Annotated in this window: 30 protein-coding genes; 12 read left to right on the top strand and 18 right to left on the bottom strand. The window is 61.8% G+C overall.

Features of this window, described 5'->3' with window-relative positions; all coding sequences use genetic code 11:
• Positions 1–73 precede the first annotated feature (73 nt).
• Positions 74–1,111 (bottom strand): AraC family transcriptional regulator, encoded by a 1,038-nt coding sequence (locus tag RL_RS07210; RefSeq protein ID WP_028741535.1) that lies wholly within the window; start codon positions 1,109–1,111, stop codon positions 74–76.
• A 58-nt stretch (positions 1,112–1,169) separates the two neighbouring features.
• On the opposite strand from RL_RS07210, the gene RL_RS07215 reads away from it, so the two are divergent.
• From RL_RS07215 to RL_RS07225, 3 genes are all read left to right on the top strand, one after another.
• On the top strand, positions 1,170–2,144 hold the full coding sequence (locus RL_RS07215; RefSeq protein ID WP_011651090.1) for an oxidoreductase: 975 nt from the start codon (positions 1,170–1,172) through the stop codon (positions 2,142–2,144).
• Positions 2,145–2,279: 135 nt separating this feature from the next.
• Complete coding sequence (locus RL_RS07220; RefSeq protein ID WP_011651091.1) at positions 2,280–3,728, top strand: methyl-accepting chemotaxis protein; 1,449 nt, start codon at positions 2,280–2,282, stop codon at positions 3,726–3,728.
• Positions 3,729–3,790: 62 nt separating this feature from the next.
• On the top strand, positions 3,791–4,135 hold the full coding sequence (locus RL_RS07225; RefSeq protein WP_011651092.1) for a DUF1491 family protein: 345 nt from the start codon (positions 3,791–3,793) through the stop codon (positions 4,133–4,135).
• A gap of 66 nt (positions 4,136–4,201) precedes the next feature.
• Here the strand turns inward: RL_RS07225 and RL_RS07230 are convergent, their stop codons facing one another.
• Positions 4,202–5,242, bottom strand: coding sequence for a DUF2336 domain-containing protein (locus tag RL_RS07230; RefSeq protein ID WP_011651093.1), 1,041 nt, complete (start codon positions 5,240–5,242; stop codon positions 4,202–4,204).
• Positions 5,243–5,488: 246 nt separating this feature from the next.
• Positions 5,489–5,695 (bottom strand): hypothetical protein, encoded by a 207-nt coding sequence (locus tag RL_RS07235; protein ID WP_011651094.1) that lies wholly within the window; start codon positions 5,693–5,695, stop codon positions 5,489–5,491.
• A 541-nt stretch (positions 5,696–6,236) separates the two neighbouring features.
• Between RL_RS07235 and RL_RS40075 the strand changes: the two genes are divergently transcribed.
• Entirely contained in the window at positions 6,237–6,404 is a 168-nt protein-coding gene (locus tag RL_RS40075) for a hypothetical protein (protein WP_165447569.1), read from the top strand.
• 13 nt (positions 6,405–6,417) lie between these two features.
• On the opposite strand, the gene RL_RS07240 is transcribed toward RL_RS40075, so the two are convergent.
• The 3 genes from RL_RS07240 to RL_RS07250 all read right to left on the bottom strand — a co-directional run bounded on the left by RL_RS07240 (position 6,418) and on the right by RL_RS07250 (position 9,979).
• Entirely contained in the window at positions 6,418–6,966 is a 549-nt protein-coding gene (locus RL_RS07240; protein ID WP_011651096.1) for a DUF1254 domain-containing protein, read from the bottom strand.
• Positions 6,959–7,546 carry a DUF1214 domain-containing protein gene (locus RL_RS07245; protein ID WP_011651097.1) on the bottom strand — a complete coding sequence of 196 codons (588 nt, stop codon included), beginning with the start codon at positions 7,544–7,546 and terminating at the stop codon, positions 6,959–6,961. The genes RL_RS07240 and RL_RS07245 overlap by 8 nt, the downstream gene beginning before the upstream one ends.
• A 222-nt stretch (positions 7,547–7,768) precedes the next feature.
• Positions 7,769–9,979, bottom strand: a complete 2,211-nt coding sequence (locus tag RL_RS07250) for a transglycosylase domain-containing protein (protein WP_041936233.1) — start codon at positions 9,977–9,979, stop codon at positions 7,769–7,771.
• Positions 9,980–10,183: 204 nt separating this feature from the next.
• Here RL_RS07250 and RL_RS07255 point away from each other — a divergent pair, with 204 nt between their 5' ends.
• The 4 genes from RL_RS07255 (at position 10,184) to RL_RS07270 (ending at position 12,873) form a co-directional block, all read left to right on the top strand.
• A complete protein-coding gene (locus RL_RS07255; RefSeq protein ID WP_011651099.1) occupies positions 10,184–10,660 on the top strand; it encodes a YcgN family cysteine cluster protein in 477 nt (158 codons plus the stop codon).
• 225 nt (positions 10,661–10,885) lie between these two features.
• Positions 10,886–11,869, top strand: a complete 984-nt coding sequence (locus tag RL_RS07260; RefSeq protein ID WP_011651100.1) for a TerC family protein — start codon at positions 10,886–10,888, stop codon at positions 11,867–11,869.
• 45 nt (positions 11,870–11,914) lie between these two features.
• Positions 11,915–12,217 (top strand): hypothetical protein, encoded by a 303-nt coding sequence (locus tag RL_RS07265; RefSeq protein WP_011651101.1) that lies wholly within the window; start codon positions 11,915–11,917, stop codon positions 12,215–12,217.
• A gap of 29 nt (positions 12,218–12,246) precedes the next feature.
• A complete protein-coding gene (locus RL_RS07270; protein WP_011651102.1) occupies positions 12,247–12,873 on the top strand; it encodes an exopolysaccharide biosynthesis protein in 627 nt (208 codons plus the stop codon).
• Here the strand turns inward: RL_RS07270 and RL_RS07275 are convergent.
• The gene (locus tag RL_RS07275) at positions 12,870–13,439 is read right to left on the bottom strand and encodes a TetR family transcriptional regulator (protein WP_011651103.1); all 570 of its coding nucleotides are present in this window, start codon (positions 13,437–13,439) and stop codon (positions 12,870–12,872) included. The two genes, RL_RS07270 and RL_RS07275, sit on opposite strands and share 4 nt — an antisense overlap.
• A 118-nt stretch (positions 13,440–13,557) precedes the next feature.
• Here RL_RS07275 and RL_RS07280 point away from each other — a divergent pair, with 118 nt between their 5' ends.
• Positions 13,558–14,472, top strand: coding sequence for an SDR family oxidoreductase (locus RL_RS07280; RefSeq protein ID WP_011651104.1), 915 nt, complete (start codon positions 13,558–13,560; stop codon positions 14,470–14,472).
• 104 nt (positions 14,473–14,576) lie between these two features.
• Here RL_RS07280 and RL_RS07285 read toward each other — a convergent pair whose 3' ends face one another.
• From RL_RS07285 to RL_RS07300, 5 genes are all read right to left on the bottom strand, one after another.
• Positions 14,577–15,644, bottom strand: a complete 1,068-nt coding sequence (locus tag RL_RS07285; protein WP_011651105.1) for a fatty acid desaturase — start codon at positions 15,642–15,644, stop codon at positions 14,577–14,579.
• Positions 15,645–15,946: 302 nt separating this feature from the next.
• Positions 15,947–16,090, bottom strand: coding sequence for a hypothetical protein (locus tag RL_RS40080; RefSeq protein WP_003546677.1), 144 nt, complete (start codon positions 16,088–16,090; stop codon positions 15,947–15,949).
• Between the two features lie 466 nt (positions 16,091–16,556).
• Positions 16,557–16,892 (bottom strand): hypothetical protein, encoded by a 336-nt coding sequence (locus RL_RS41110; protein WP_011651106.1) that lies wholly within the window; start codon positions 16,890–16,892, stop codon positions 16,557–16,559.
• A 200-nt stretch (positions 16,893–17,092) separates the two neighbouring features.
• Positions 17,093–17,470 carry a hypothetical protein gene (locus RL_RS07295; RefSeq protein ID WP_011651107.1) on the bottom strand — a complete coding sequence of 126 codons (378 nt, stop codon included), beginning with the start codon at positions 17,468–17,470 and terminating at the stop codon, positions 17,093–17,095.
• 94 nt (positions 17,471–17,564) lie between these two features.
• Complete coding sequence (locus RL_RS07300; protein WP_011651108.1) at positions 17,565–18,965, bottom strand: MFS transporter; 1,401 nt, start codon at positions 18,963–18,965, stop codon at positions 17,565–17,567.
• 123 nt (positions 18,966–19,088) lie between these two features.
• On the opposite strand from RL_RS07300, the gene RL_RS07305 reads away from it, so the two are divergent.
• Positions 19,089–20,051, top strand: a complete 963-nt coding sequence (locus RL_RS07305) for a LysR family transcriptional regulator (RefSeq protein WP_011651109.1) — start codon at positions 19,089–19,091, stop codon at positions 20,049–20,051.
• Positions 20,052–20,058: 7 nt separating this feature from the next.
• Here RL_RS07305 and RL_RS07310 read toward each other — a convergent pair whose 3' ends face one another.
• The 6 genes from RL_RS07310 to RL_RS07335 form a co-directional block, all read right to left on the bottom strand.
• Positions 20,059–20,439 carry a VOC family protein gene (locus tag RL_RS07310; protein ID WP_011651110.1) on the bottom strand — a complete coding sequence of 127 codons (381 nt, stop codon included), beginning with the start codon at positions 20,437–20,439 and terminating at the stop codon, positions 20,059–20,061.
• A 183-nt stretch (positions 20,440–20,622) separates the two neighbouring features.
• Positions 20,623–21,465: a transglutaminase-like domain-containing protein gene (locus RL_RS07315; RefSeq protein WP_011651111.1), complete on the bottom strand. Its 843-nt coding sequence runs from the start codon at positions 21,463–21,465 to the stop codon at positions 20,623–20,625.
• Positions 21,466–21,492: 27 nt separating this feature from the next.
• Positions 21,493–21,768 (bottom strand): DUF1488 domain-containing protein, encoded by a 276-nt coding sequence (locus tag RL_RS07320; protein WP_003546691.1) that lies wholly within the window; start codon positions 21,766–21,768, stop codon positions 21,493–21,495.
• Positions 21,759–22,076 carry a hypothetical protein gene (locus tag RL_RS41115; protein ID WP_011651112.1) on the bottom strand — a complete coding sequence of 106 codons (318 nt, stop codon included), beginning with the start codon at positions 22,074–22,076 and terminating at the stop codon, positions 21,759–21,761. Before RL_RS41115 ends, RL_RS07320 begins: the two co-directional genes overlap by 10 nt.
• Positions 22,073–22,408 (bottom strand): hypothetical protein, encoded by a 336-nt coding sequence (locus RL_RS07330; RefSeq protein ID WP_011651113.1) that lies wholly within the window; start codon positions 22,406–22,408, stop codon positions 22,073–22,075. Before RL_RS07330 ends, RL_RS41115 begins: the two co-directional genes overlap by 4 nt.
• Complete coding sequence (locus tag RL_RS07335; RefSeq protein WP_011651114.1) at positions 22,405–22,668, bottom strand: hypothetical protein; 264 nt, start codon at positions 22,666–22,668, stop codon at positions 22,405–22,407. Before RL_RS07335 ends, RL_RS07330 begins: the two co-directional genes overlap by 4 nt.
• A gap of 510 nt (positions 22,669–23,178) precedes the next feature.
• Here RL_RS07335 and groES point away from each other — a divergent pair.
• Together groES and groL are read left to right on the top strand one after the other, a co-directional pair.
• Positions 23,179–23,496 (top strand): co-chaperone GroES, encoded by a 318-nt coding sequence (groES, locus tag RL_RS07340; protein ID WP_011651115.1) that lies wholly within the window; start codon positions 23,179–23,181, stop codon positions 23,494–23,496.
• Between the two features lie 51 nt (positions 23,497–23,547).
• Entirely contained in the window at positions 23,548–25,182 is a 1,635-nt protein-coding gene (gene groL / locus RL_RS07345) for a chaperonin GroEL (RefSeq protein WP_011651116.1), read from the top strand.
• Positions 25,183–25,247: the final 65 nt, after the last annotated feature.

A 25,247-nucleotide genomic window follows, 5' to 3' on the forward strand; every position in this document is an offset into this window, starting at 1 on the left:
AGTGCGCAGCGGTTTTGCGTCCGGAATTTAGAGCATTTCCGCGAGTTGGAGAAAAACGGAAATACTCTAACCATTAGGATGCCGCCTTCAACAGCCTGTAATGCGTCGTCATCGCCTGCCCCTCGACATCCACCACCTCTTCGATCGGCCCGGCCTCGCGGGCCATCGCCACGCGATAGCGTTTGGGCGGCATACCCGTCATCCGTTTGAAGGCGTTGCTGAAGGCGCTTTCGGATGTGTAGCCGAGCGAAAGCGCCAGCGCCGAAACCGGCATGCTGCCCTCCCGCAGCTCGCGTTCGGCAAGGCGCATGCGCCAGCCGATCAGATAGGTGAGCGGCGCCACCCCCGCCACGGTCTTGAACCGCAGGGCAAAGCTCGTGCGCGACATGCCGGCCGACTTTGCCAGTTCGCCAAGCTGCCAGGACCGGCCGGGATCGCCATGCATCAGCCGCAGCGCCGGCGCAATGCGATCGTCGCCGAAAGCTCGGAGCCACCCGACCGTCAATGGCGCCGAGCTCATGATGTGCGCCCTCAGCACCTGCACGAACATCAACTGCGCAAGCTGGGTCGAGGCGAGCAGGGCGCCTGGCCGCTTTGCCGCCATCTCTCGCACCAGCTGGTCGAGCAGCCAGCGCAGCACGCCGGCTTCGGCAAGGGCGGCGCGCACATGAATGATCGGCGGCAGTACGTCGGACAGCAGCTCCATGCCCTGCGGTCCGAGCGCGATGTGGCCGCCGAGATAATGGAAATCCTCGCCAACGCCGTGGTGTGCCATTCCGTCGACCTTCTCCTTGAAGGCGCCGACCGCGTCAGTGGGCGTAACGGCAAGGTCGCTCGCCAGAACGAACGAATGCCGGCCGTTCAGAAGCGCAACGTCGCCTGCCTCGAGCAGAATGGGTTCACTGCCATTGTCGAGGCAAAGCCAGCAGCGCCCTTTGGCAACCGCGCTGATCTTGATTCGGTTCGGCTGGGGGAAACGCAGCGCCCAGGCGCCGCCGGCGATCAGCCCGCCCGACACAAGGCAGCGCGCATCGAGTAGGTTGAGCATCTCGGAGAGCGGGTCACTGATCATTTTTGAACGATGAAGCAGGAAATCCGGATTTGCAAGCATTCAGAATCCCGTTTCCTGGGCGTACATAAGGCCATCATGCAACAACGGAGGGCATGTCATGTCCACCCCACAAGCTCCTATCGGTTCCGGCTTCGGTGCGGCTTCAACCGCCGCCGACGTCATTGCCGGGCACGATCTTTTAGGCAAGGTCGCGATCGTCACCGGCGGTTATTCCGGTCTTGGCCGCGAGACGGCTCGTGTGCTCGCCGAAGCCGGCGCCAGGGTTGTCGTCCCCGCCCGCAATCTTGGAAAAGCCAAGGCGGCCGTGGAAAGCATTCCCGGCCTTGCGGTGGAAAAGCTCGACCTGATGGACCCCGGCTCGATCGACGATTTTGCCGATCGCTTCCTCGAAAGCGGGGAGCCGCTGCATCTTCTCATCAACAATGCCGCGGTGATGGCGAACCCTTTGACGCGTGATGCCCGCGGTTACGAATCGCAGTTCTCCACCAATCATCTCGGCCATTTCCAGCTCACTGCCCGCCTCTGGCCGGCGCTGGTGAAGGCCGAGGGTGCACGCGTCATCGCCGTCTCCTCGCGCGGCCACGTCTTCTCCGGCGTCGACTTCGACGATCCGAATTTCGAGAACCGCGAATACGCGCCCTATCTCGCCTATGGCCAGTCGAAGACGGCGAATGCTCTCTTTGCAATCTCACTGGACGCTTTGGGTGCGAAGCACGGTGTCAGAGCCTTCTCGCTGCATCCCGGCGGGATCGTCACCACCAATCTGGTCCGCCATCAGTCGAGCGACTTCCTCAAGGCGAGCGGCTATGTCGACGAGGACGGCAAGCCGGTCATCGATCCGGAAAACAACAAGAAGACAATAGAGCAGGGGGCGTCGACCACCGTCTGGTGCGCCGTCAGCGAGAAGCTCGAGGGTCTCGGCGGCGTCTATTGCGAGAACTGCGATATCGCCGCCGCCGTCCCCGGCGATTCGACCGAGATGCTCGGTGTCCGTCCTTGGGCAACCGATCCGGAATTTGCCGAACGCCTCTGGCAGTTGAGCGAGCGGCTGACGGGCTTCATCACCAGCTGATGGGGCGCCACACCGCCGGCCCACGGTCACGGAGTCCGATTTCCCTACAACCTAAGTCTAAGGTTCTGCCGCTGTTTGCAACTTATTAACCATGTTGCCTGAAGCTTTTCTGATTGGGGCGGGGGAGCGTCGGTCATGCATGCGCTGAAGGCGATAGACGATCTGGCCGGAGAACCGGCGGTCGAAGCGGGAGGGTCTGATCGCGAGGCGCTGCGCCACATCCTGCTGCGTCTTGCCGAAGAAGCCTCCACCCTTGGCATCGATCTCGTCGATATCGCCGGCGCCATCCAGGACATGGCGGGAATGTCGGCCCGGCATGCCTTCGCCTTCGATCATGTCACCCGCACCGCGCTGTCGATTGCCGAGACCAACCGCTCGGTCGCCGTGTCGCTGCGCGAGACCGATCGCACGGCGGCCGAGGCCCGTCATATGCTGAAAGAATCGGCCGACCGCCTGACAGGCTCCGTCGCCGAGATCGGTCACATGGTTCAGTCCTCCAACGAGATCGGCGCTGAGATCGCCGGCTTCTCCAAGTCGCTTGCCGATGTCGATAATATCGCCGAGGAGATCAGCACCATCGCCCGCCAGACCAACTTGTTGGCACTGAACGCCGCGATCGAGGCGGCACGCGCCGGCGATGCGGGCAAGGGTTTCGCCGTCGTCGCCACCGAGGTCCGGGCGCTTTCGCTGCAGACCTCGAAGGCGACCGGCTCCATCCAGCAGACGCTGGACGAACTGCGCGTGAAGATCGACCGGCTGTCGGCCGTCGGCAGTGATGCGCGCGACAGTGCCGCCGGCGTGCGTGACAAGTCGGAGGCGATGCGCGGCGCCTTCGAAAGCATGGAACATGTCATTACCCGCATCCTCGACAGTTCGACGGTCATGGCCAACACCACCGAGGCGGTCGACCAACAATGCGCCGGCTTCGTCGAGAAACTCGGCGAGATGTCGGCCGAGGTCGCCGGCTCGAATGTCAGGCTGCAGCAGGCGGCAAAACGCGTCGACAGCGTCGTCGGCCTCTCGGAAACCCTGATCCAGCTGACGGCGAGCGCCGGCGTCAAGACCGCCGACAGCCGTTGGATCGAGGAAGCGCAGTCGGTGGCAAGACGGATTTCCGGCGCCTTCGAGCGCGCCGTCGCTGAAGGCCAGATCGGGCTCGATGCTCTCTTCGACCGACGCTATCGGCCGATACCAGGCTCCGATCCGGCACAGATGATGGCGGCCTTCACCGAACTCACCGACCGCCTGCTGCCGCCGATCCAGGAACCCGTCACAACCTTGGACGAGCGCATCGCCTTCTGCGCGGCGATCGACGAGAACGGCTATCTGCCAACCCACAACCGAAAATTCTCGCAAGCCCAGCGGCCGGGCGACAGCGTCTGGAACACCGCCAATTGCCGTAACCGCCGCATCTTCGCCGATCGCGTCGGCCTTGCCGCCGGTCGCAGCACCGCGCCATTCCTCGTCCAGACCTACAGGCGCGATATGGGCGGCGGCAATTTCGTGATGATGAAGGATATCTCCGCTCCGATCACCATCCGCGGACGGCATTGGGGCGGATTGCGGCTGGCAGTCAAGGTCTGACCCCTGGTGGCAAACCCTGACCCTGCATTGCCGCCACCCGCGCGCCGGTCTATACCGCATCGATGAGATTACGCGCCGACATCTTCATTTCCGCCCTCCTGCGCCGCGTCTTCGCCAGCGGCGATTTCGCCGCCGTCGAGAAGAAGGGTGCGGAGGAAGCGGGTGCGATCTTCATCCGTCAGCACTTCCGCGACGGCCTGGAAACGCTTTATGCGCCGGCGCCGCAGACCGCTTTCGACGAAGGCCAGGCCGGCGACCGCCTGTTCGAGATCCGCCTGTTGCGCAGCGAACCGGAAGCGGTCCGCGCGATGCTGGAGCGCGAACGCAAATTCGATCCCGATCTCTGGATCGTCGAGCTGGAGGCGGATGAACTGGGGGACATGATCCCGCTTGCGAAGGGCGGCTGAGCCAAGGCGCTCGTCAGCTCAGCGTCATTTCGAACCGCTGATAGATGGCAGGTCACCAACCGCGGCTCAGCGAGACCGCCGCCCCATGACACGCATGTCGCGCTGCGGCGGTGCCTGGCGGATGAAGCGATAGTCGGGCGTTGCCGCCGGTGCGGCCGCTTCCGGCTTATAGGTGTAGCGATCGGCGCGCCGCCAGGCTTCGACGCGTTCGTGGCATTCTTCCGGGTCGAGCGCATCGAGCACCATCCAGCCGCGCGTGACGTTGTGCTGCTGATCGGCAAGGTGCGGATAGAGCCTTTCGAGCACGAAGACGGCATCGAGAAAACCCATGCCGAGGCTCGTCAGTGTCGTGGCGAGCTGCTGGCCGGAAAGATCGAGCATGATGCGCTCGGCAAGCCAGCGGCTGGCGGAAAGCGCATCGGCCAGTGCAGTCGCGAAATGCGTCGCCTCGCGTGAGCGCGCGAAGCGCACCAGCAGCGCCTCCTGAATGTCGGTGAGCGTGCGCAGACCGAGCCTGTCTTCGTCGGCACGGCCGAGATGGCCGGCAATCCCGAGGATACGCTCGCGCAATGCCTCTTCATTGGCAACCCGCTGTTCCTCCAGCGCATCTGCCTCATTGGTCTTGGCCGGCGTCGGCGAAAGCGGCACCGCCGGCGATTCCATGACCGGCGCCGACGCGGCCGCCGATCGCGGCTGGCTCTGGCGCAGCGCCACCAAAGCATCGATGACCTTCGGCGAGAGTGAATTGCGGCTGACGATCGCCTTGACATGCGTTGCGCCTTGCATGCGCGCGATGGTGATCAGTGTATCGTCGGCGATTGCCTTCGAGGCGGCAAGAAAAGGGGCTGCGATCTCGATCGGCTGGTTGCCGATGAACAGCGCCACGGCGGGCGGCATGTTCTCGCATTGGGATAGCGCCGCGACCGCCTGGCGCTTGGCCTCGTCGGAGGAGGCCTGGAACAGCGGCATGAAAAGTTCGGCGAATTGGCGCAGTTCGGACCGTGTCGGATGAGACAGGTTCTCGAAACTGCTGACAGTCGCCATTAGTACCACGTCCTTTTTCCTGACGGCCAAGGGGCCTTCTAGGTCTCGAAACCGGTCACGCACAAAAACACCCCGAAAACGCAGAACAAGGGGACCAAGGCCGATATGCGCTGGCGGAACGCATGTCAGGCCATACGGTTATGAATAAATCCTACACCGGGACGGTTAATGCATGTTGAAGATTTTATTAAAATGCAACAGAAATATACACGCAAAACGTGTCGCGGCATGGTTAGCCGGCCATATAAAATGCGCGGTTTGGAAGGCGTGCTGCGACGATTGCACATCGCTGCCGTGATGGTGGAAAACTCAGGCGGCCCTGTGATCGCGCAGCGCGTGCAGCAGTTTTTCGCGGCTGTCGTAACCGGCCTGATAAAGGTCGAGTGCTGCGGACGCCGCGAATTGCGCGTCGACGCTTTTGATGTCGATGCGCCGTTCTGTGCACCAGGCATCGAGCGCACTGCGCAGCACGTCGAGATCTTCAGGCGAGAAAGATGAATTGACCAGCAAAGACATCGCTTGCCCTCCGCATTCCGGCAAGGACGTGGAAAATCCTCGATCGATCGGAGCCCGGAAACGTGTGACCGACATGAGCGAACATACGCGCATCTGAGCGCCTCGCAATTAAATATTTTCATGATGCATTTTTGCAACATCGCCCTTTTCCGGGCCGGGGGATTCCAGCGCCGATGTCAACAATATGAATTGTCTCTATTTTTATCCGTTGATCTCCAGCCGGCCGTTTGCGCAGGCGGCGTGAAACCAAATCAACTCTTCGAGCGTTAAGGGGGAAGTAACGTGAACTGTGTTTGGCACCGGCCGAATATTAGTAAACTGTTAACTGTCGTCTGTCTCAATTCGGATAGGAACAACGCGATTTGAGTATTTGGATCGTTGAAACTCCGCATCACGGTATTTCAATCAGGTGCCGTGGGAAAGGCGCGAATGCCCTCGGTCCGGTCATCCCGGCACTGCAGGACGCGCCGGCCCGCACATTGGCGGGCAGGGTGAAATCCATCGCAACTTCATCCGTCTCGGGCAGTGCATGGAGACGAGAATGGCAATAGTAGTCGCATTGGCGGATCGGCGGTCGCGGGCGCCGCGTCGCCCGGACAAAGAGCCCCGCGAAGCCAAGATCCTTTGGTTCACCGGCGTCCGCTACGAGCGGTTGGCCGAGAGCCCGAAACATCGTCCGGCGCCCGCGCCGCGCGTCAACAAGAAGTAACCGCTCTTCAACCTCAGCGAGCGGCGAATTGCTCGCAGCCAGCTTCCGTCAGGAAGTTGCGCGCAGCGTCATCGAAGCTCGCCTGCGGCGCCAGCGTCCGCAGCACGGCATAGCCGTCCGGCCGTGCCATTTCCACCAGGATCGCCTGCTGCAGTTCCTGCGGCAAGTTCTTGCGCAGGTCGGTCAGCTGGATCGGACTGCCGGCCAGCACATCGAGTGCGCCACCGACCGATGTCCTGTCATTCATGCTGAAGACCTCGTTGGAGGCGCTGTCGTAGATGGCGATCGACCAGAAGGGCACATTGCCCTTGGCGGTGAAATGTACCGGCGCATCCTCGACGTCGAAGGAGCAGACGGCGGTGCGTAGGAAAGGGTCGCCATTGGCAAGACCGGCCTCGTCATATTGGTCGCCGAGCAGGTAGAAATTATTGAGGTCGCCCTCTGCCTCCACGCGGGTCGCCGCATCCCTTCCGGTGAAATGCGGCAGCGACAGGATGATGACGAGATGCAGCAGGGCTGCGCCGAAAAGGCCGGTCAGGACGGCGAAGAATATCCTAAGCATTGCCGCATCCGGTCTTGGTGAGCTTCGGCATGGCGAGGTCGATCACGCCCGAACTGCCGGCGGTCGGGGTGTCGAACAGCGTCAGCACCAGCCGGAAGGTGCCGGCCTCCGGCAAGGCCAGCCAGTTGCCCGGCTGCGCGACGGCGGAAATCTCGATCGAGAAACTGCTGTCTTGATTGCGCAGGACCGTCCAGGAATTGAGCGCTGAGGGATGCCCGGTCTTCACTGCAGCCGGATTGCCGCCATTGTCGGCGGTAAAGAGGGTCCAGAGCCGGGCAGGCGGCGTCTGCCCGCTGATGCGGTAGCGGCAGCCGGCATTCAGCCGCGCGCCCTCGTCGTCGACGCTCGCCGTAAACGTCAGGCCCTCGGCGCTGCCATAGAGCAGCTTTCCGGCGCGCGCCCGATGCGACTTGGCGTAAGGATCGGCCTCGACCGTCTGCAACGCCGGAAAGGCGTCCCAGGCGCCGAGCTTGATCGCCCCGAAACCCTGTGTCGCATCCAGCGCATAAAGCGAAATCATGATCCCGCCGCCGAAGGCGACGATCAGCGTGATCGCGATAAAGAGGGGGAATCGAAACACGTCATGACCTTGGAAACCATATCGGATGAAAGGGTTACCACTGATTCTGGCAGGGTGGAATGCCGAGCCGTGACATAGGCGCCGATTGGCGGGGAACGGAGAGGTTGCGGCATATCCCTTCGCCCCGCGAGCGGGGAGAAGGTGGCGGCAGCCGGATGAGGGGCAGGCCTCGACAATCTCCTAGGCAGGAGATTTCGGAACCTGCGCGTAAGATCCCACCAGCTACTCCGCGCTCGCCACCTTCGCCGGCGCGAGCGGGGCGGCATCCTTCAGCTTTTCGCCAAGCTTCTTGAGGATGCCAGTCGATTGAACCGAGAGCATACGCGGCCGGATGAGCTGCGGCAATCCGTCCTGCGGCTTGGCGGCGGCGGTCTTGGCGAGGTCCTTTTCCGAGGGCAGGGGATTTTCGACGCCGGGGATGGCGCGCAGCGTCACACCCTGATGGGCGTAATCCATGGCGCGCTTGAAGGTCATCGCCGGCAGCGAACCGCCGGTCATCTCGTTGGTCGAGGTGTAGTCGTCATTGCCGAACCAGACGGCGCAGGTGTAATTGCCGGTGAAGCCGACGAACCAGGCGTCGCGATAGGCCTGGGTCGTGCCGGTCTTGCCGGCGGTCAGGATGCCGTTGTCGAGGGCCGCTTTGCGCGCCGTGCCGACATAGGGAACGCGCGACAGCATCTGGTTCATATAGGCGTCGGCCTGTTCGGAGAGCACGCGTTTCGGCGCCGGCTCGTCACGGTCGAAATCGTAGAGCACGTCGCCGTCGTAATCGAGGATCTGGGTGATGCCGTGGCGGCGCGACTGGTAGCCGCCGGCCGGGAAGGTGGCATAGGCCGTCGCCTGGTCGAGCACCGTCACCTCGGAGGTGCCGATCGGGATGGTGACGTCGTCGCGGATGGGCGTTTCGACGCCGAGGTTCTTCGCCATCGCCCGGATCGGTTGAATACCGAGTTTTTCCTTGGCGAGCCGCACCGGCACGGTGTTGATCGACTGGGCGATCGCGGTCTCGAGCGTGATGCGGCCGGCATAGCGGTTTGCGTAATTGTGCGGGCTCCAGTTGCCCCAGTAGATCGGCGCATCGACGATCGTCGTCTGCGGCGTCATCCCGCTCTCCATCGCCACCGCATAAGTGTAGACCTTGAAGGACGAGCCTGGCTGGCGCAGCGCTCTGCTGGCGCGGTTGAACTGGCTCTCGCCGTAATCCCGGCCGCCGACCATGGCGCGCACGGCGCCGCCGTTTTCGATCATCACCATCGCGCCCTGCTTGGCGTGATAGGCCTCGCCATATTCGCGCAGCGACGTCTCGACCGAATCCTCCGCCGCCTGCTGGATGCCCATGTCGATCGTCGTGCGTACGATCAGCGAATGCTGGTGGAAGCGCGACGAAAGCCGCTGGACCTCGTCGAAAGCCCAATCGAGGAAGAAATCGGGCGATTCCACCTCGTTGCGGTCGACGACGGTGGCCGGATTGCGCCTGGCGGCGATCACCTGGCCCTCGGTCATCAACCCGCTTTGGACCAGATTGGTCAGCACTTCGTTGGCGCGGGCACGCGCCGCCGGCAGGTTGACATGCGGTGCGTATTTCGCCGGCGCCTTGAACAGGCCGGCAAGCATGGCGGATTCGGCAAGGTTCACATCGGTGATGTTCTTGCCGAAATAGAACTGCGCCGCCGCCGCTGCGCCAAAAGTACCGCCGCCCATATAGGCGCGGTCGAGATAGGTGGAGAGGATTTCCTTCTTGGAAAGGTTTGCCTCGAGCCAAAGCGCCAGAAACGCCTCGGTGACCTTGCGGTCGATCGAGCGTTCGTTCGACAGGAACAGGTTCTTGGCGAGCTGCTGCGTCAGCGTCGAGCCGCCTTGGACGACTTCGCCGGCGCGCGCATTCTCGCTCATGGCGCGGAAGAGGCCGATGAAATCGATGCCGAAATGGTCGAAGAAGCGCCGGTCCTCGGTGGCGATCACCGATTTGATCAGCGAATCCGGCAGCTCGTCGATCGGCACGGAATTCTGGTGGATGACGCCACGATGGCCGATGACGTTGCCGTAGCGGTCGGTGAAGGTGACGGCGAAATCGCCGCGGTTGCGCCAGTCCTCCTTGGTCGCCTCGAAGGCGGGCTGGGCAAGCAGCAGCATCAGCACCGAGCCGGCCGCTCCGAGCGTCAGTCCTTCGCCGGCAAGTTCGCAGACCATGCGCTTCCAGCCGCGCACGCGGAAGCGGCGGAAGAAAATGGTGATGTCTTCCCAGATCTCGGCGGCGCGGAAGCCGGCGTTCCAGACGGTCGAATCGATCCAGGAATCGATGCGCAGCAGAATGTGACGGCTCTTCGGCGGCCGCTTTTCCGCCGCCTCGTTCGCCGCTTTTCCGGGCCTTTTTTCTGGCCCGTTTCCTGGCCCATTTCCTGGCCCATTTCCTGGGTTGTCCGGATCCTGCACGTCCTGTATTCCCGCCTGATTGCGCTTCTGTCATATCCGACGAAAGCGCGAGGCCCGCATATGGCCGCAAAGCTCTCCGATACCGGGAGAGAATTCTCCGAGTACCAGGAGTATATTGAAGGATTGATTGATTTTGCGGCTGATAACAAGAGAGATGCATCAGGGTCACGCGAATTTGCGGGTCGCTGTTGCAAGAAACGAACGATGAACGATCTGCCTTTCTGGAAGAGCAAGACGCTTGCCGAAATGAGCGTCCCCGAGTGGGAAAGCCTCTGCGACGGCTGCGGCCTCTGTTGTCTCAACAAGATCGAGGAATGGGATAGCGGCGATATCTATTTCACCTCGGTCAGCTGCAAGCTGCTCGATGGCGAAAGCTGTCGCTGCTCCAGCTATGAGAACCGCTGGGATTTCGTGCCGGACTGCGTGCAACTGACCAAGGAGAATGTGCCCGATATCGCCTGGCTGCCGCCCACCTGCGGCTACCGGCTGGTCAATGAAGGCCGCGACCTCTACTGGTGGCACCCGCTCGTCTCCGGCGACCCGGAGACCGTCCATGCCGCCGGCATTTCCGCGCGAGGCCGCTCGATCAACGAAAATGAGATCGATCTCGACGATCTCGAAGATTACGTCGTCGATTGGCCGTTGACCGTGGGCGAGGAGAAGGACGATGAGGACGCCTGATACGGCTGGCGAAGGTTTTCTCTTGCGGGGCGAATGACGCATTCGCACAGCGCACGCCTTATCTCCGGCGTGACATATAAAATTGGCACTGGCCGCTGCTTGATTATTGAAAAGTGAGACCCTACTTGCGGTGCGACCCGCTGGTCCGGGCCCCTCTGGCGAGAGCTTCGGCACTCTTGCGATGTCGGACCCTTCTCCGACAACCAGTGCCGCAGGGGACTATCCTTGAATCTCTCTTTTTTGTTCGTCGAGTGGCTGGGAACGCCGCTCTGGATGTGGTCGAGCTTTTTCGCCCTCGTCATCGCCATTCTGTCGTTCGACCTCGGTATTCTTCATAAGCAGAACAAGGAAATCGGCGTCGGCGAAAGCGTCAGGCTTTCCGCTCTCTATATCGCGCTCGGCCTTACCTTCGGTGGCTGGGTATGGTGGTACCTCGGCTCCGAGGCCGGCCTTGCCTATATGACGGGCTTCGTCGTCGAAAAGACGCTGGCCCTCGACAACGTCTTCGTCATCGCCCTGATCTTCTCCTTCTTTGCCGTGCCGCGCATTTACCAGCACCGGGTGCTCTTCTGGGGCATTCTCGGCGTCATCGTGCTGCGCGCCATCATGATTGGCGTTGGCGCGACGCTGGTCGCCGAATTCGCCTGGCTTCTCTATGTCTTCGCCGCCTTCCTGGTCGTCACAGGCATCAAGATGCTGGTCATCAAGGAGGCGGAGCCTGATGTCTCGAAGAACATCCTCGTGCGCTTCATGCGCAGCCGCTTCAACGTCACCGAGGAACATCACGGCGAACGGTTCTTCGTCAGAAAGGCAAATCCCAGGACGGGGAGGGTGACCTGGTTCATCACGCCGCTCTTCATGGCGCTGGTGATGGTCGAAGTGGCCGACGTCATCTTCGCCGTGGATTCGGTCCCCGCGATCTTCGCGATTACCACCGATCCGTTCATCGTCTACACCTCGAACATCTTCGCGATCCTCGGCCTTCGCGCTCTTTACTTCGCGCTTGCGGCGATGATTCATCGCTTCCGTTACCTGAAGCCGGCGCTTGCCATCGTGCTGATCTTCATCGGCTCGAAAATCTTCCTCGCCGATCTGCTGGGCCTTGAAAAATTCCCGGCCGCGCTCTCGCTCAGCATCACCTTCGCGATCATCGCTGCCGGCGTGGTCTGGAGCCTCCTCAAGACGCGGGATCCGCAGCAGCCCGCCTGAGCGGGCTGTGCGAGGGAATACGTTAACAAAACGAAGGAAACAGATATGATTTCGAATTTCATCGGCTGGATTTTTGCCCTGCTCGTCGTCGATCCGTTGCAGGCTGAGATACAGCAACAGGCCGAGCGCGCCCGGCTTCCCGTGGAGATCGTCCGCCAGTCCCAGGCCTGCCTGACATCCCAGGGGCCGAAGCTCATAGAGCGCGCCGCCGGCGACTACGGCTGGGCGGCGGCCACAGTCGTCAGCATAGCGATCGGCCATACCGCGCCGGCCGAACTTCTCGACGGCAGCGACCCGCAATGCGCAGCCCTCGTCGGCGCCCTGAAGGGAGCCGACGAGGGTGCGTGACAGCTGCCAGCTGAAAAATGGACTGCGTGATGTCTGATCAAGACGGAAATAGACGGCGGCCGCGCGGTGTGGCCACCGCGCGGCTCCGGGAGATGCTGGAACTCGCTCGGGTGAAGGGTGGCCTCTCCATCGGTGAGGCTCTGGAGGCGATGGGCTCGACGAGCATCGCCTTCACCATCCTGTTCCTGGCAATCCCGGCGCTGACCCCGATTCCCGGGCCGTTCGGAATGGTTTTCGGTACCGCGCTCGCGCTGGTCTCCCTCCAGATCGTTGCGGGCGGCCGGAAGGTCTGGCTGCCCGCCATCGTCAGGGATCGCCGGGTTTCGTCCGCGGCGCTCGATCTCGTCGTGGGTCACGCGGTCCCGGTGATCGCCCGGGTGGAGAAGGTCGTGCGCGCCGGCCGGCTGGAGGCCCTCACCGGCCCGACGGTGCAGGCGCTTCTCGGCGTTCCTGTCTTCCTGCTCGCCGTGGTGATCGCGCTGCCGATACCCTTCGGTAATATTCTGCCGGTGTTTTCGCTGGTGGTGCTCGCCGTTGCCCTGATGGAGCGGGATGGTCTCGTCACCCTGATCGGACTGCTGCTCACATTGGCGACCATCGTCGCGACCGCCGCTTTACTTTATTTTATCAAGGCGATGATCTTCACGGTATCCTAAGCTGAATGGACAGGTACCGCGGCGAGGAAGCGCCGAAGCTCCGTCTCCACATAGGCGGCCACCGGCCCCTCGGCGCTAAAACCCCACCAGATGAGCGAACCCTGCCATTGCGACAGCATCAGCCGGGCAATCGTCTCCGGCGCAGTCGCCGATCCGAAACATCGAGCGATCGCCGTCGTCAGTGCCGTTCCCCAGGCCCCACCCCGGGCACGCAGCACCGGATCGCGGAAATCCTCGCGGAGCACCAGCAATCCCTCGCCATATGCGGCGGCATTGTCGCCGTAATCCTGCGACAGGCTGACAAGCAGCGTCATGGCGCCTTCCGGCGTTTTCGGGACGGTCTCGGCAAGCCGCGCCGTTTCCGCATCCAGCCGGTCCCAGGCGTAAAGCAGCGCGGCGCGCAGCATCGCCGCCTTCGTGGCGAAACGCTGCACCAGCGTCGAGCCGGAAAGTCCACTCGCTTTCGCCACCGCCGCAAAGGTCGCTGCATCCGGCCCCTCGGCATGAATCAACGCGAGCACCATGGCGAGAAGCTGTTCGTCGGACAGTGTGCGGCGGCGCGGCATGAAATTCCTCTTGCATTCACGTTATATATAAACGATCATTCGTTTATAAACAAGGCGTGCGGTTAAATCCTGGCGCTTCTATTACGGCATGAGGCGTTCTAGCGTGGAGGATGGAGAAGTGACAGCGAACTTGCGGGAGAAAGTGGCCTTGGTGGCGGGTGCTACGCGCGGCGCCGGCCGAGGCATCGCGGTGGAACTTGGTGCCGCCGGCGCCACCGTCTACGTGACCGGGCGCACGACGCGCGCCCAGCAATCCGAGTATGCCCGACCGGAGACGATCGAGGAGACGGCCGAGCTGGTGACATCAGCCGGCGGCAAGGGCATTGCCGTGCAGGTGGACCATCTCGTCCAGCAACAGGTCGAGGCGCTGGTCGCCCGCATCCGCGGCGAAGCCGGCCGGCTCGATATTCTCGTCAACGACATCTGGGGCTGCGAGAAGCTGTTCGAATGGGACAAGGCCGTCTGGGAGCATTCGCTGGACAAGGGCCTGCGCATGCTGCAGCTCGGCATCGAGACGCATCTGATCACCGCCCATTACGCCCTGCCGCTGATGATCGAGCGGCCCGGCGGGCTTTTGGTGGAGATGACCGACGGCACGGCCGAATACAATGCCACCCATTACCGGCTGTCGCCCTTTTACGACCTCGTCAAGACAGGCGTCACCCGCATGGCCTGGGCGCATGCGCAAGATTTGGAAAAACACGGCGCCACCGCCGTTTCGATCACGCCCGGCTGGCTGCGCTCCGAAATGATGCTGGATGCTTATGGTGTTCGCGAGGAGAACTGGCGCGAGGCGACGAAGGTGCAGCCGCATTTCGCCATTTCCGAAACCCCGCGCTTCGTCGGCCGGGCCGTTGCGGCGATCGCCGCCGATCCCGATCGCGCCCGCTGGAACGGTCAGTCGCTGTCGAGCGGCGGAGTGGCCAAGACCTATGGCTTCGACGATATCGACGGTTCGCGGCCGGATTGCTGGCGCTACATGGTGGAAGTGCAGGAGCCGGGCAGACCGGCTGACGTGATGGGTTATCGCTAAACAATTCCAGGGAAGGAGGCGGCTCTCCCTGGAGTTGGATGCAGGCAAAAGGTTAGAGCGGCTCTGCGCTTCCGTGAAAGCTAAACCGCTCTAACGCCCCGTCATCATGCTGCGGCAAGCCGCGCCGCCTCGCGAAACGAGACCAGTCGTTTCGTCTGTTCGTCCCACAGCACCAGCTTGACGCAACGCAGGCTTTCCATGAGCGTGATGCGGCCCAGATCGGCAAGCTCAGGATGATCTCGTAGCACCTCCGGCAGCCGGTAATACGGCACCCGGCTCGACAGATGATGCACGTGGTGGATGCCGATATTGCCGGTGATCCAGCGCAGCACCGGCGGCAGGTCGTAATGCGAGGCGCCGTGCAGGGCCGCATACTGGAACTGCCAGTCCGGCTCCTTCGACCAATGTGTTTCCTCGAATTGATGCTGGACGTAGAACAGCCAGACGCCGGCAGCACCTGCCAGAAGCACGGTCGGAAGATGCACCAGTAAAAAGGGGACGATCCCGACCGCCCAGATCAGCAGCGCGGCGACCATTGCGATGGCAAGGTTGGTCGCCATGGTCGAGATCCAGGGCAGGGCGCCGGAGCGCATCATGCCGAAAGGCAGGCGCTGCTTGAAGAGGAACAGCCATGCCGGTCCGATCCCGAACATCACGATCGGGTGCCGGTAGAGCCGGTAGCCGAGCCGGCCCCAGTGCGACAGCGCGTTATATTCGGCGATCGTCAGCGTTTCGATGTCGCCAACGCCGCGTTCGTCCAGGTTTCCGGCCGAGGCGTGGTGTTCAGCATGCGCCCGGCGCCAATAGTCGTAAGGTGTCAGCGTCAGGATGCCGATCGTGCGTCCAACCCAGTCGTCGACGCGGCGACGGGCGAAAAACGAGCCGTGGCCGCAATCATGCTGGATCATGAACAGCCGGAGCAGGAAAGCGGCGGCGGGAAGGACGAGGATCAGGCCGGGCCAGAAGCTGTAATGAACCGCTGCCCATGCGGCAGCCCAAAACAGCGCGAAGGGGACGACGGTGACGGCAAGCTCGAAGGCGCTGCGTCCGGCCCGCGGCTGGCGATATCCGGCAAGGATCTTCAGCCAGCGCTTTTCAGCGAAAAGCGCCGCTTGCTCCGCGGATCGATCCGGGTTTTCGGATCGCTCCGGGTTGTCGTCGGGCTCACCCATAGGGGCCACTTGAATTTCCTCGCACTCGCTGCGGCGCGTAGATCCGATCACAGAGTGACGCCGTGAAAGGCGGCGATCGCCGAAAAGCCGAGTGCAATCACCACGGCCGAACGAATGAGGAAGAGCGGATAGTCGAAGTGGTACATCGTATGAAGAGTGGTCATGATTACAGCAATTCCTGTTTTTCTGAAAACATGTCAATGGGTGATGGTGTCACGCCGGAGCGCGGCGCGTTCGACAAGACGCGCAATCACTTGCGCTGTTGTGCGCACGGGGGCGGAGCGGGGGCTCGATAAGAGGTTCTATTTCTTTGGAGCACTGCCCTGCGGGGCGGTTTTGGTCGCCGTCTTCATCTGATTGGCGAATGTGCTTTCCACCTTCGCTGCCTGCTTGTCCTTCTTCGGCTTCCGGACCTCGCGATTGCTTCTTACCTGTCCTTTTGCCATCGATAAATTCTCCCTTTAGATCGAAATTGAAAGCCGCAGCCTGCGTGGTATTCGCCCCGCTTGTCGGTCGCGATCGGAGATCGCGGGATCGTCATGAGGGGCAGCCCGACAACACCGGGCCGCAGGGATGGAATGAAAATGATGCCTGCTGAAACCGCATCGCAGTCTGGAGGCGGATGACCGGAGAGGTCACCGAAAGCCAAACCCGACGTTGAGGCGGGACGTCACCATGCTTTCGCGATCGGGAAAATGGCGGGGCCGGAAATCCGGTCACCGCAAATGCCGCATCGGCCAAATCAGCGAGCCCCCTTATAGAGTAAAATTGAGGTGCCATTAAGGCCACCGCCGCAGGAAAGCCATATTTCCACAGGGGATAAAACGTGCCGCGCAAAACTGGGCAGCGGTTTGCGATAACGGCGTGCGAAACAATAGGGCTAAAGCTCGAGGGATGAATCTTGCGACGCGCTTAGTCATTCACGGGAAACAGGCGGATCAGCTTCGTTCTTTCCATCTCCGCGCGGCCTGATGCAGACATGATGCCGCGGGCCAAACAGAGTTCTATGTCCCGTCCGATATCGAGCGGCACCAGCATGCCGCCGGCCTTGAGCAGACGGTCTGTCATCGACAGAAGCAGATCCACTTTTGCCCGGCAGCCATCGATTTCCAGGAGCGCCACCCGGCGCTCCCTGTCGATGTCGACAAGATCTCTAGCCTGCTCGCGTTGTTGGTAAGCCCCGAATTGCACCCATCCGAAATAACCGGCCGCTGCGACGCAGATACAAAGCAAGAGGGCTTTTCGCACAATATTCCTTCGGAGCCGGGCGGCTCGCTTGCCGCTAAAGCATGTCGCGCAAAAGTGTGAAGCGGTTTTGCGCTAACGGCATGCGTAAAAACAAAGACCTAAAGCGCGAGGAGTGAATCTGAAAGATCGCGACGCGCTTTAGAACATCAGTGAGAGCATGATGTCGTCCGAAAACCGCTCACACTTTTCGGCATCATGCTCTAGACGGCGGCGCGTCTTTCGCGGGGCAATCCCTGTATCGCATATCGGTTAAAGACGGGTGTTACCGGTTTCGGCGGCGTTTTCAGCTTGCCGAAATGGTGTTCGAGCGCTTGTGAGAGCATGGCCGGCGAGGTGACGCCCTCTTCGAACAGCCGGATCAACAGCATAGCGGCGACGTTGAAGACACGTTCGTTACCGATCAGGATTTTGGCGTCGTAGCCAGCGTCGTCGAGCACGCCTTGCAGCATGTCGAGATCGGACGAAGTCAGATGCGACTTTTCGAAAGTGGAAGACATCGGTCCTCCTTTCATCGGGGCAAGGGTATAAAAACCCTCAGTCGGCAGCGCCCTTACACTGGCTGCCGAAGTTGCGACCATGCGCCTTTCACCCAGGCAACGCAACGGGATTCTTTGCAGCTGTCGCTCCGGTTCATGAGGAGCCCGCACCGGTCAGGGTGCGGGCCGATGGAGGTCATTCCGCCGCCTGGTAGGTGGGTCTCCGGGCGGCCGATGCCCGCGGACCGGCGGCTGCAAGCAGGGTAATCGCCACCGCAAGCAGCGCTACGAAAGCGATGCCGGCTACATAGGGGTTCCAGCCGAAATGCGGTGCGGCGCCGAAGACTGCCGAGGCCGCCGCAAGCACGATGCCGCCGCCGATCTGGAAAGAGGCGAAGAGCAGCCCGGAGGCGAGCCCCGACTTGTCGTCCTCCACGTCGGAAAGGGCTGCGACCTGCACCGAGGGGTAGGTCATGGCGTAGCCGAGGCCGAGCGGGATCTGCGAGAACAGCACGAGCAGGATCGGGTCGACATGTCCGAGTGCGGTCACCCAGAAGATATAGCTGAACGCCTGCAGGCCGACACCCGCCGCCATCAGCCCGGTGGCGCCGCGATTTTGCGCGAGCGTCGCAAAACGTGGCGCCAGGAACATCACGAAGACGCCGCCAAGCGCAAAGCAGAAGCCGGTGGTGAAGGCCGACCAGCCGATGACGTTCTGATAATAGAGCGTCGCCAGGAACTGGAAGCCGACATAGGCGCCCTGGAAGAGGGCGGCGATGGCATTGGCATGCCGGAGCTTGGCCCGGCGGAACATGCCGAGCGGCACCATCGGATCGGCATGGCGCGCTTCGACCACGAGGAAGAGCAGGATCAGCACCAGCGACGCGACGAGCGAACCCCAGGTCGCAAAAGCCTGCCAGCCGGCGGCCGCGGCATTGGTGATGCCGAAGACGAAGAGCAGCAGCCCGGGGGTGATCGTCAGCGCACCGGCCCAGTCGAAGCTCGGCCGCGGTCCTGTCCTTTTCGGGTCGGCCGGCAGCGCCAGCGGCGCAAGAAGGAGTGTCAGGATGGCGACGGGCGCGCCCATGACAAGCGTCGCCCGCCAGCTGAAGATCGTTGCGGCACCGCCGAGCACCATGCCGAGCACGAAGCCGGTGGCGCCGGTCGAGGCGAAGACCCCGAGCGCCTTTGCCCGTGCGGTTCCCTCGCCGAAGACGGAGAGCAGCAGCGCAAGGGCGGCAGGCGCGGTGAAGGCGGCGGCAATGCCCTTGATCAAGCGGGCGGCGATCAGCGTCGGCCCGCTATCGACGAAGCCGCCGGCGATGCTGGCGGCGGCAAAGATCGCCAGCGACCAGAGGAAGACGCGGCGATGGCCGAAGACGTCGGCGACCCGGCCGCCGAGCAGCAGGAAGCCGCCATAGCCGAGCACATAGGCGCTGACGGCCCATTGCAGCGATGTCGCCTCCATGCCGAGTTCGGCCTGGATGGCAGGCAAGGCAACGCCGATGGTGGAGACGTCCATGGCGTCGAGGAAATTGGCGGTGCAAAGCAGCAGCAATGCCAGCCCCGCCCCGCTTCGCGATTTGGAAAGAGTCATCGAAATCGTTCCTTCGTTGCTGCCGCCTCATCGGGGGAGGTTGCCGGGCGGCAGGGAACGAGAAAATGTACAGCTTCCTTTCCTATTGCAAATTGATAGTAGCCATGCCAGGTATTACTGACAATGATGAATGATGCCACTCTTCGCAAGATCGACCTCAATCTCCTGCTGGCCTTTTCGGTGCTGATGCAGGAGCGCAATGTCAGTCGCGCCGCCGAGCGGCTGCTGCTCGGCCAGCCAGGTCTGTCGGCCGCCTTGCGGCGCCTGCGCGAGGCGCTGGACGACGAATTGTTCGTGCGTGTCGGGCGCGGCCTACAGCCGACACCGCGCGCCCTTTCCATCGCCCCGGCGATCGAGGATGCGCTGTCGGGCATCGAGCGCGCCATCCGCCCGCAGGCCGAGTTCGATCCGGCAAGCTGGCAGGGCGAGTTCCGCATCGGCATGTGCGACAATCTCGAATCGGCTTTCTTCGGTCCGCTTGCCGCCCGTCTTCTCCAGCTTTCACCCGGCGCCCGGCTGATCGGTATCGCTTCCGAAAAGCGCGATGCCGCACGCCGGCTGGATGAAGGTGTCTTCGATTTCAGCGTCGCGATGCACGACGAGCCCGCCTCCTGGCACATTCGCGCGCCGCTGTTCGACCAAGTCTCGATCTGCATCTACGATGAAGCTCAGCTCGGGCTGAAGGCGCCGTTGAGCCTCAAGGATTTCGCCAAAGTCGCGCATGTCACCGTCTCGTTTGAAGGCAACACCTCGACCGGTATCGACATGGCGCTGAACCGCACCGGCGATGTGAGACAGGTGGTGGCGACCGTCCCGCGCTTTTCCGCTCTGCCGATGGTGCTGAAGGCGATGCCCGCCATTGCCACCGTGCCGGAATCGATCGGTCGCTGCATGGCGCAGTTACATGGGCTGATGCTTTGCGAGCCGCCGCTTTCGCTGCCGGCCGATCCCGTGACGATGCTTTATCGCCGAGTCGACCAGACGGACGGCCGGGCGCGCTGGTTCCGTCGCCTGTTCATCGATGTAGCCAATAAAGCGCTCGAAGCTTCCGGCTGCTGCGTATCCATTCCGAGAGCCGCTGCCTGACGGTCCGTTATAGCTCGCCTTTGTGAAAATACGCTTCGAGGCGGTAGCCGTCCGGGTCGATGATGAAGGCGGCATAATAGAAGCGCCCGTAATCCGGCCGCACACCCGGTTCACCATTATCCGTGCCGCCGGATGCGATGGCCGCCGCGTGAAAGGCATCGACCGCCGCCTCGTTCGGCGCGACGAAGCAGAAATGCAGCCCCGATCGCATGTCGGCAACAACAGGCTGTTCGACCTGCATCACCCAGAGCCCGACCGTTTCCGGGCCGTAGCCGATCGTGGTGTCGGAATTGGACAGGCGCTCATATCCGAGCGGCGCCAGCGCCGCATCGTAGAAACGGCGGGCTCTTTCCAGGTCTTTTACGCCGATGGAGATATGATCGAACATGGACTGCGAAACTCCCTATCTTCCGATAATGACTGCTCACAACCAAGATGGCACGACGCCGACATCTTTCAACCGCCGTTCTAAAGCACGTCGCGCCAAAGTGTGTGGGAGAGGCAATCCTGCGACAGCTGGCGCCTGCGGCAAAGCCTGAGGCCGGACATTGCCGCATCCGTCCAGGTCGTTCTAAACAGCGCTCTCGGCGACGCTTTGCATCTGCTGCAGGTTCTTCACCTCATAGGTCCAGACGCGAAACGCCTTCAGCACATGCGGTCCGAAGGAATTGATGAGCGGTATGTCGGCAGCATCGCGCCCGCGTGCGACGATGATACGACCGATCCGCGGCGTGTTGTTGCGCGGATCGAATGTATGCCATGCACCGTCGAGGAAGACCTCGATCCAGGCGCTGAAGTCCATCGGGTCGACGACGGGAACACCGATGTCGCCGAGATGGCCGTTGACATATCGGGCTGGAATGTTGAGGCAGCGGCACAACGCCACCGCGAGATGCGCGAAGTCGCGACAGACGCCGATACGTTCGTGGAACGCCTCGAAGGCTGTCCGCGTCGATCGCGCCTGCATATAGTCGAATTGGATATGGCCGTGAACGAAGTCGCAGATCGCCTGAACGCGGCCCCAGCCGGGTGAGACGGTGCCGAACATATCCCATGCAATCTGGCTGAGGCGGTCCGTTTCGCAATAGCGGCTGCCCATCAGGTAGACGAGGCAATCATCCGGCAACTCCGAAACCGGGATCTCCCTGGCGCCCGGCAGCGACCTGTCCGGTTTGCCGTCGTCTTCGATCGTCGCATCGCCCCATATGGTCAGGTCGCCCGCTGGGGCAACCAGCCGAAGACAGCGGTTGCCGAAGAGGTCGCGATAAGTCGAAGTGGGAACATCAGGGGTGGTGAAGACCGTTTCCGGAATTCTGATGTCGGCCGCACGATCATCATGAACCGACAACAGGCATACCAATGCGGTCGGCTGCGGGCAGGTCAGCGTAATTTCATAGCCGTAACGGATCAACATGGAGCGTTCCCGCGCGTCCGGATCCGCCTAGCGGAAATCCGCCGCAGTTAGAGTATAGAAGGCGCGGCGGCGGTAAGAATAGGCTTTGTGTGCCACGTCCTGAATGGAGTTGCGCAGGGCGTCGAACGACGAAAGCCACCTCGTTTCCGAAGGCTCGGTTCTTTGCAATGTCGTGTCGGATTTCGCCAGAGCGCCAACCTCGATGAAGAACAACACCTGGAACATGCCGTCATGGCCGACGAAGCGCACAGCATTTCTCGCAGCATCGAAGCTACGGCTTTGGTTTAGAAAAGCTAGCGCCACGGTTGGACCGGCGGGACCTTGCGAGCACTCCGAGCGGCGCCCGACAGCCTCAGCCATTCCTTCCGGTATCCTATGTTGAGGAGATTAAAGGACATCATGTCTTTCCCGGCCTGCGAACGGCTCTTGCCGATCACGGCATGATCGGCGTGCACTGGAACGTTTGCTGAGACACGATAGACGGTCCACGAGCGGGCGGATTCGATCCGGCGGTCGTGTTCGATCTCCATGGAGTAGCGGCCGGGCGCTTCCCATGAGTGGACGGCAAAGGCATTCCGTCTTCGTTCGGCTTCGCCTTCATGGCTGTTCACGATGTCAACCTTTCGTCATTCGGGCCGTGGCCATGGCCAAACGTCCTCTCGATCAGTGTTGCGCCGCTGCCGGCGGGCGATAGGTTTACCAGTTCCAGGCTGTCTTCCGCCGCGACCCGCTCATGACGTTCATCGTCACTGCGGATGCGGTATTGCAGCATATTTCCTCTCAGAGGCAGCGTGGCGGTAATGCGGTATGTGTCGGGGAGCTTGGAGGGAACAACCAGGAACCCGTCCTTCACCCGGACGGTCTGTCCCACCTTGAAGATATGTGTTGCTGCCTCGCGCCGGATCGAGCGTCCATTGCGTTGCGGGATGCGCGTAGCGGTCATGACGGTTTGTGGTCCTTTTCGAGCGCGGTTTCGAGATCTGACAGGTGGATAGGCATCATCTGCTGCGTCGAACTCTGCGCGGCGATCGCCGGCAGGTGGATGAAGGCGCCGACCCTCAGCCAGGCAAGCCTGGAAACGCCATCGATCAATTCCTCATCATAATCGACGCGGTATTCTCCGGCTGGCTGCGCCCCGTCGAAACCGGACAGGCGGAATGGGGAGGAAAAGCGGACGACGGTTTGTGTGGTGCGACTGGTCACGGCTGAGGCCTCCGCAGGAAGATACAGGTGCGTTTCCTGTATCGTTGAGATCCGACCCGGACGAACTCGAGGCTGCCGGTACATCCGCGGTCAGCGCCAAGCTCATTCCGGATCGGAATAGACGAAATCGACGCCGGAACGACGTCATAGATTGCTATCGAAAATTCAGTGGTGATGGCGGGTCGTAGGTCTCTGACACCGCGAAGCCAAGTCGGCCAAATCGACGAGGCCTATCATTGCGCCTCGATTGAGCTTAAATCAAGATAATTCGGATTTATCTATGAAAAACGCTAAATTAACTCAACGACACGTTAAATAAAATTGAGCGCGATGGCGTAAAAATTCTATTCATTTCCTGATTATTACCAAATATCCGCTCAAATCGATTTCCAGAATTTTTAAAGAAATTCCCTGCTTGAACAATATTTCTTGGCACTCCTATCAATCGAGTGCCACGGGTGCTATTTATGAATTGCAGCCGCCCTACGCGCCGGCAGCAGAAAGACCTCTATGAAATTCCGTTCACTTCACGACCGCGTCGTCATTCGGCGTGCGGAAGGCGATGTCAAATCCAAGGGCGGGATCATCATTCCAGACACCGCCAAGGAGAAGCCGCAGCAAGGCGAAGTGGTCGCAGTCGGCCCGGGCCTGCGCGACAAAAGCGGCAATCTCGTCCCGCTGGATGTCGAGGTCGGTGATCTCATTCTGTTTGGAAAATGGTCGGGGAGCGAGGTCACGATCGATGGCGAAACCCTTCTGATCATGAAGGAGACCGACATCATGGGCATCGTCGAAAAGACCGAAGCGGCTGCCGGCAAAGCCGCCTGAGGGTCGAAAATTTGTGACCCGCAACTCAAGACCGAACTGGGAAGAAATATCATGTCTGCCAAGGAAATCAGGTTCTCCACCGACGCGCGCGACCGCCTGCTGCGCGGCGTCGAATTGCTCAACAATGCCGTCAAGGTGACGCTTGGCCCGAAGGGGCGCAACGTCGTCATCGACAAGGCCTATGGCGCACCGCGCATCACCAAGGACGGCGTCAGCGTCGCCAAGGAGATCGAGCTCGAAGACAAGTTCGAGAACATGGGCGCGCAAATGGTGCGCGAGGTGGCTTCGAAGACCAATGATCTTGCCGGCGACGGCACGACGACGGCAACGGTGCTCGCCGCCTCCATCTTCCGCGAAGGCGCAAAGCTCGTCGCTGCCGGCATGAACCCGATGGATCTGAGGCGCGGCATCGATCTCGGCGTTATCGCCGTCGTCAAGGAAATCAAGGCGAGGGCGATGAAGGTCAAATCGTCAGGCGAGATCGCACAGGTCGGCACCATTGCCGCCAATGGCGACGCCACCATCGGAGAGATGATCGCCAGGGCGATGGACAAGGTCGGCAATGAGGGCGTCATAACGGTCGAAGAGGCGCGAACTGCCGAAACCGAACTCGATGTCGTCGAGGGCATGCAGTTCGATCGCGGCTATCTCTCGCCCTATTTCGTCACCAATGCCGAGAAGATGCGCGTGGAACTGGAGGAACCCTATATCCTCGTTCACGAGAAGAAACTCGGCAGCCTGCAGGCGCTGCTGCCGATCCTGGAAGCCGTCGTACAGACCGGCAAGCCGCTGCTCCTCATCTCGGAGGACGTCGAAGGCGAGGCGCTGGCGACGCTTGTCGTCAACAAGCTGCGCGGCGGCCTGAAGGTCGCAGCCGTCAAGGCGCCGGGCTTCGGCGATCGCCGCAAGGCGATGCTCGAAGACATTGCCGTGCTGACCGCCGGCCAGATGATTTCCGAGGATCTCGGCATCAAGCTCGAGAACGTCACGCTCGATATGCTCGGCCACGCCAAACGCGTGCTGATCGACAAGGAAAGCACCACGATCATCGACGGCTCCGGCGAGAAAGCGGCCATCCAGGCGCGCATCCAGCAGATCAAGGCGCAGATCGAAGACACCACCTCCGACTACGACAAGGAAAAACTGCAGGAACGCCTGGCGAAACTCGCCGGCGGCGTCGCGGTCATCCGCGTCGGCGGCGCGACCGAGACGGAGGTCAAGGAAAAGAAGGACCGCATCGACGATGCGCTGAACGCCACCCGTGCGGCGGTCGAAGAGGGCATCGTACCCGGCGGCGGCGTGGCACTGTTGCGCGCGAAGTCGGCGCTGACCGGGCTGACGGGGGAGAACGCCGACGTGACGGCGGGCATCTCGATCGTGCTCAGGGCGCTCGAAGCCCCGATCCGGCAGATCGTCGACAATGCCGGGTTCGAGGGCTCCATCGTCGTGGGGAAACTCGCCGGCAGCAATGATCACAATCAGGGCTTCGACGCACAGACGGAGACCTATGTCGATATGATCGAGGCCGGCATCGTCGATCCTGCCAAGGTCGTGCGCACCGCTCTGCAGGACGCCGGTTCGATCGCGGCGCTGCTGATCACCGCCGAGGTGATGATCGCCGACATTCCCGCGAAAGATTCTGCGCCTGCGGCCGGAAATGGCGGCATGGGCGCTATGGGATACTGAGGCCAGCTTGACCCGGTCCGGCGTCGCCGGACGGCACAACCCGAATAACAAACAGGGAAAATTCC

Source organism: Rhizobium johnstonii 3841 (assembly GCF_000009265.1).
Lineage (GTDB): Bacteria > Pseudomonadota > Alphaproteobacteria > Rhizobiales > Rhizobiaceae > Rhizobium > Rhizobium acaciae.

What these genes read in the sequence shown, in the direction of transcription:
- RL_RS07210 (WP_028741535.1), bottom strand. Translation starts at nt 1,111, where the DNA reads ATGCTTGCAAATCCGGATTTCCTGCTTCATCGTTCAAAAATGATCAGT.
- RL_RS07215 (WP_011651090.1), top strand. Translation starts at nt 1,170, where the DNA reads ATGTCCACCCCACAAGCTCCTATCGGTTCCGGCTTCGGTGCGGCTTCA.
- RL_RS07220 (WP_011651091.1), top strand. Translation starts at nt 2,280, where the DNA reads ATGCATGCGCTGAAGGCGATAGACGATCTGGCCGGAGAACCGGCGGTC.
- RL_RS07225 (WP_011651092.1), top strand. Translation starts at nt 3,791, where the DNA reads ATGAGATTACGCGCCGACATCTTCATTTCCGCCCTCCTGCGCCGCGTC.
- RL_RS07235 (WP_011651094.1), bottom strand. Translation starts at nt 5,695, where the DNA reads ATGTCTTTGCTGGTCAATTCATCTTTCTCGCCTGAAGATCTCGACGTG.
- RL_RS40075 (WP_165447569.1), top strand. Translation starts at nt 6,237, where the DNA reads ATGGCAATAGTAGTCGCATTGGCGGATCGGCGGTCGCGGGCGCCGCGT.
- RL_RS07240 (WP_011651096.1), bottom strand. Translation starts at nt 6,966, where the DNA reads ATGCTTAGGATATTCTTCGCCGTCCTGACCGGCCTTTTCGGCGCAGCC.
- RL_RS07255 (WP_011651099.1), top strand. Translation starts at nt 10,184, where the DNA reads ATGAACGATCTGCCTTTCTGGAAGAGCAAGACGCTTGCCGAAATGAGC.
- RL_RS07265 (WP_011651101.1), top strand. Translation starts at nt 11,915, where the DNA reads ATGATTTCGAATTTCATCGGCTGGATTTTTGCCCTGCTCGTCGTCGAT.
- RL_RS07270 (WP_011651102.1), top strand. Translation starts at nt 12,247, where the DNA reads ATGTCTGATCAAGACGGAAATAGACGGCGGCCGCGCGGTGTGGCCACC.
- RL_RS07275 (WP_011651103.1), bottom strand. Translation starts at nt 13,439, where the DNA reads ATGCCGCGCCGCCGCACACTGTCCGACGAACAGCTTCTCGCCATGGTG.
- RL_RS07285 (WP_011651105.1), bottom strand. Translation starts at nt 15,644, where the DNA reads ATGGGTGAGCCCGACGACAACCCGGAGCGATCCGAAAACCCGGATCGA.
- RL_RS40080 (WP_003546677.1), bottom strand. Translation starts at nt 16,090, where the DNA reads ATGGCAAAAGGACAGGTAAGAAGCAATCGCGAGGTCCGGAAGCCGAAG.
- RL_RS07295 (WP_011651107.1), bottom strand. Translation starts at nt 17,470, where the DNA reads ATGGTCGCAACTTCGGCAGCCAGTGTAAGGGCGCTGCCGACTGAGGGT.
- RL_RS07300 (WP_011651108.1), bottom strand. Translation starts at nt 18,965, where the DNA reads ATGACTCTTTCCAAATCGCGAAGCGGGGCGGGGCTGGCATTGCTGCTG.
- RL_RS07305 (WP_011651109.1), top strand. Translation starts at nt 19,089, where the DNA reads ATGATGAATGATGCCACTCTTCGCAAGATCGACCTCAATCTCCTGCTG.
- RL_RS07310 (WP_011651110.1), bottom strand. Translation starts at nt 20,439, where the DNA reads ATGTTCGATCATATCTCCATCGGCGTAAAAGACCTGGAAAGAGCCCGC.
- RL_RS07315 (WP_011651111.1), bottom strand. Translation starts at nt 21,465, where the DNA reads ATGTTGATCCGTTACGGCTATGAAATTACGCTGACCTGCCCGCAGCCG.
- RL_RS07330 (WP_011651113.1), bottom strand. Translation starts at nt 22,408, where the DNA reads ATGACCGCTACGCGCATCCCGCAACGCAATGGACGCTCGATCCGGCGC.
- groES (WP_011651115.1), top strand. Translation starts at nt 23,179, where the DNA reads ATGAAATTCCGTTCACTTCACGACCGCGTCGTCATTCGGCGTGCGGAA.
- groL (WP_011651116.1), top strand. Translation starts at nt 23,548, where the DNA reads ATGTCTGCCAAGGAAATCAGGTTCTCCACCGACGCGCGCGACCGCCTG.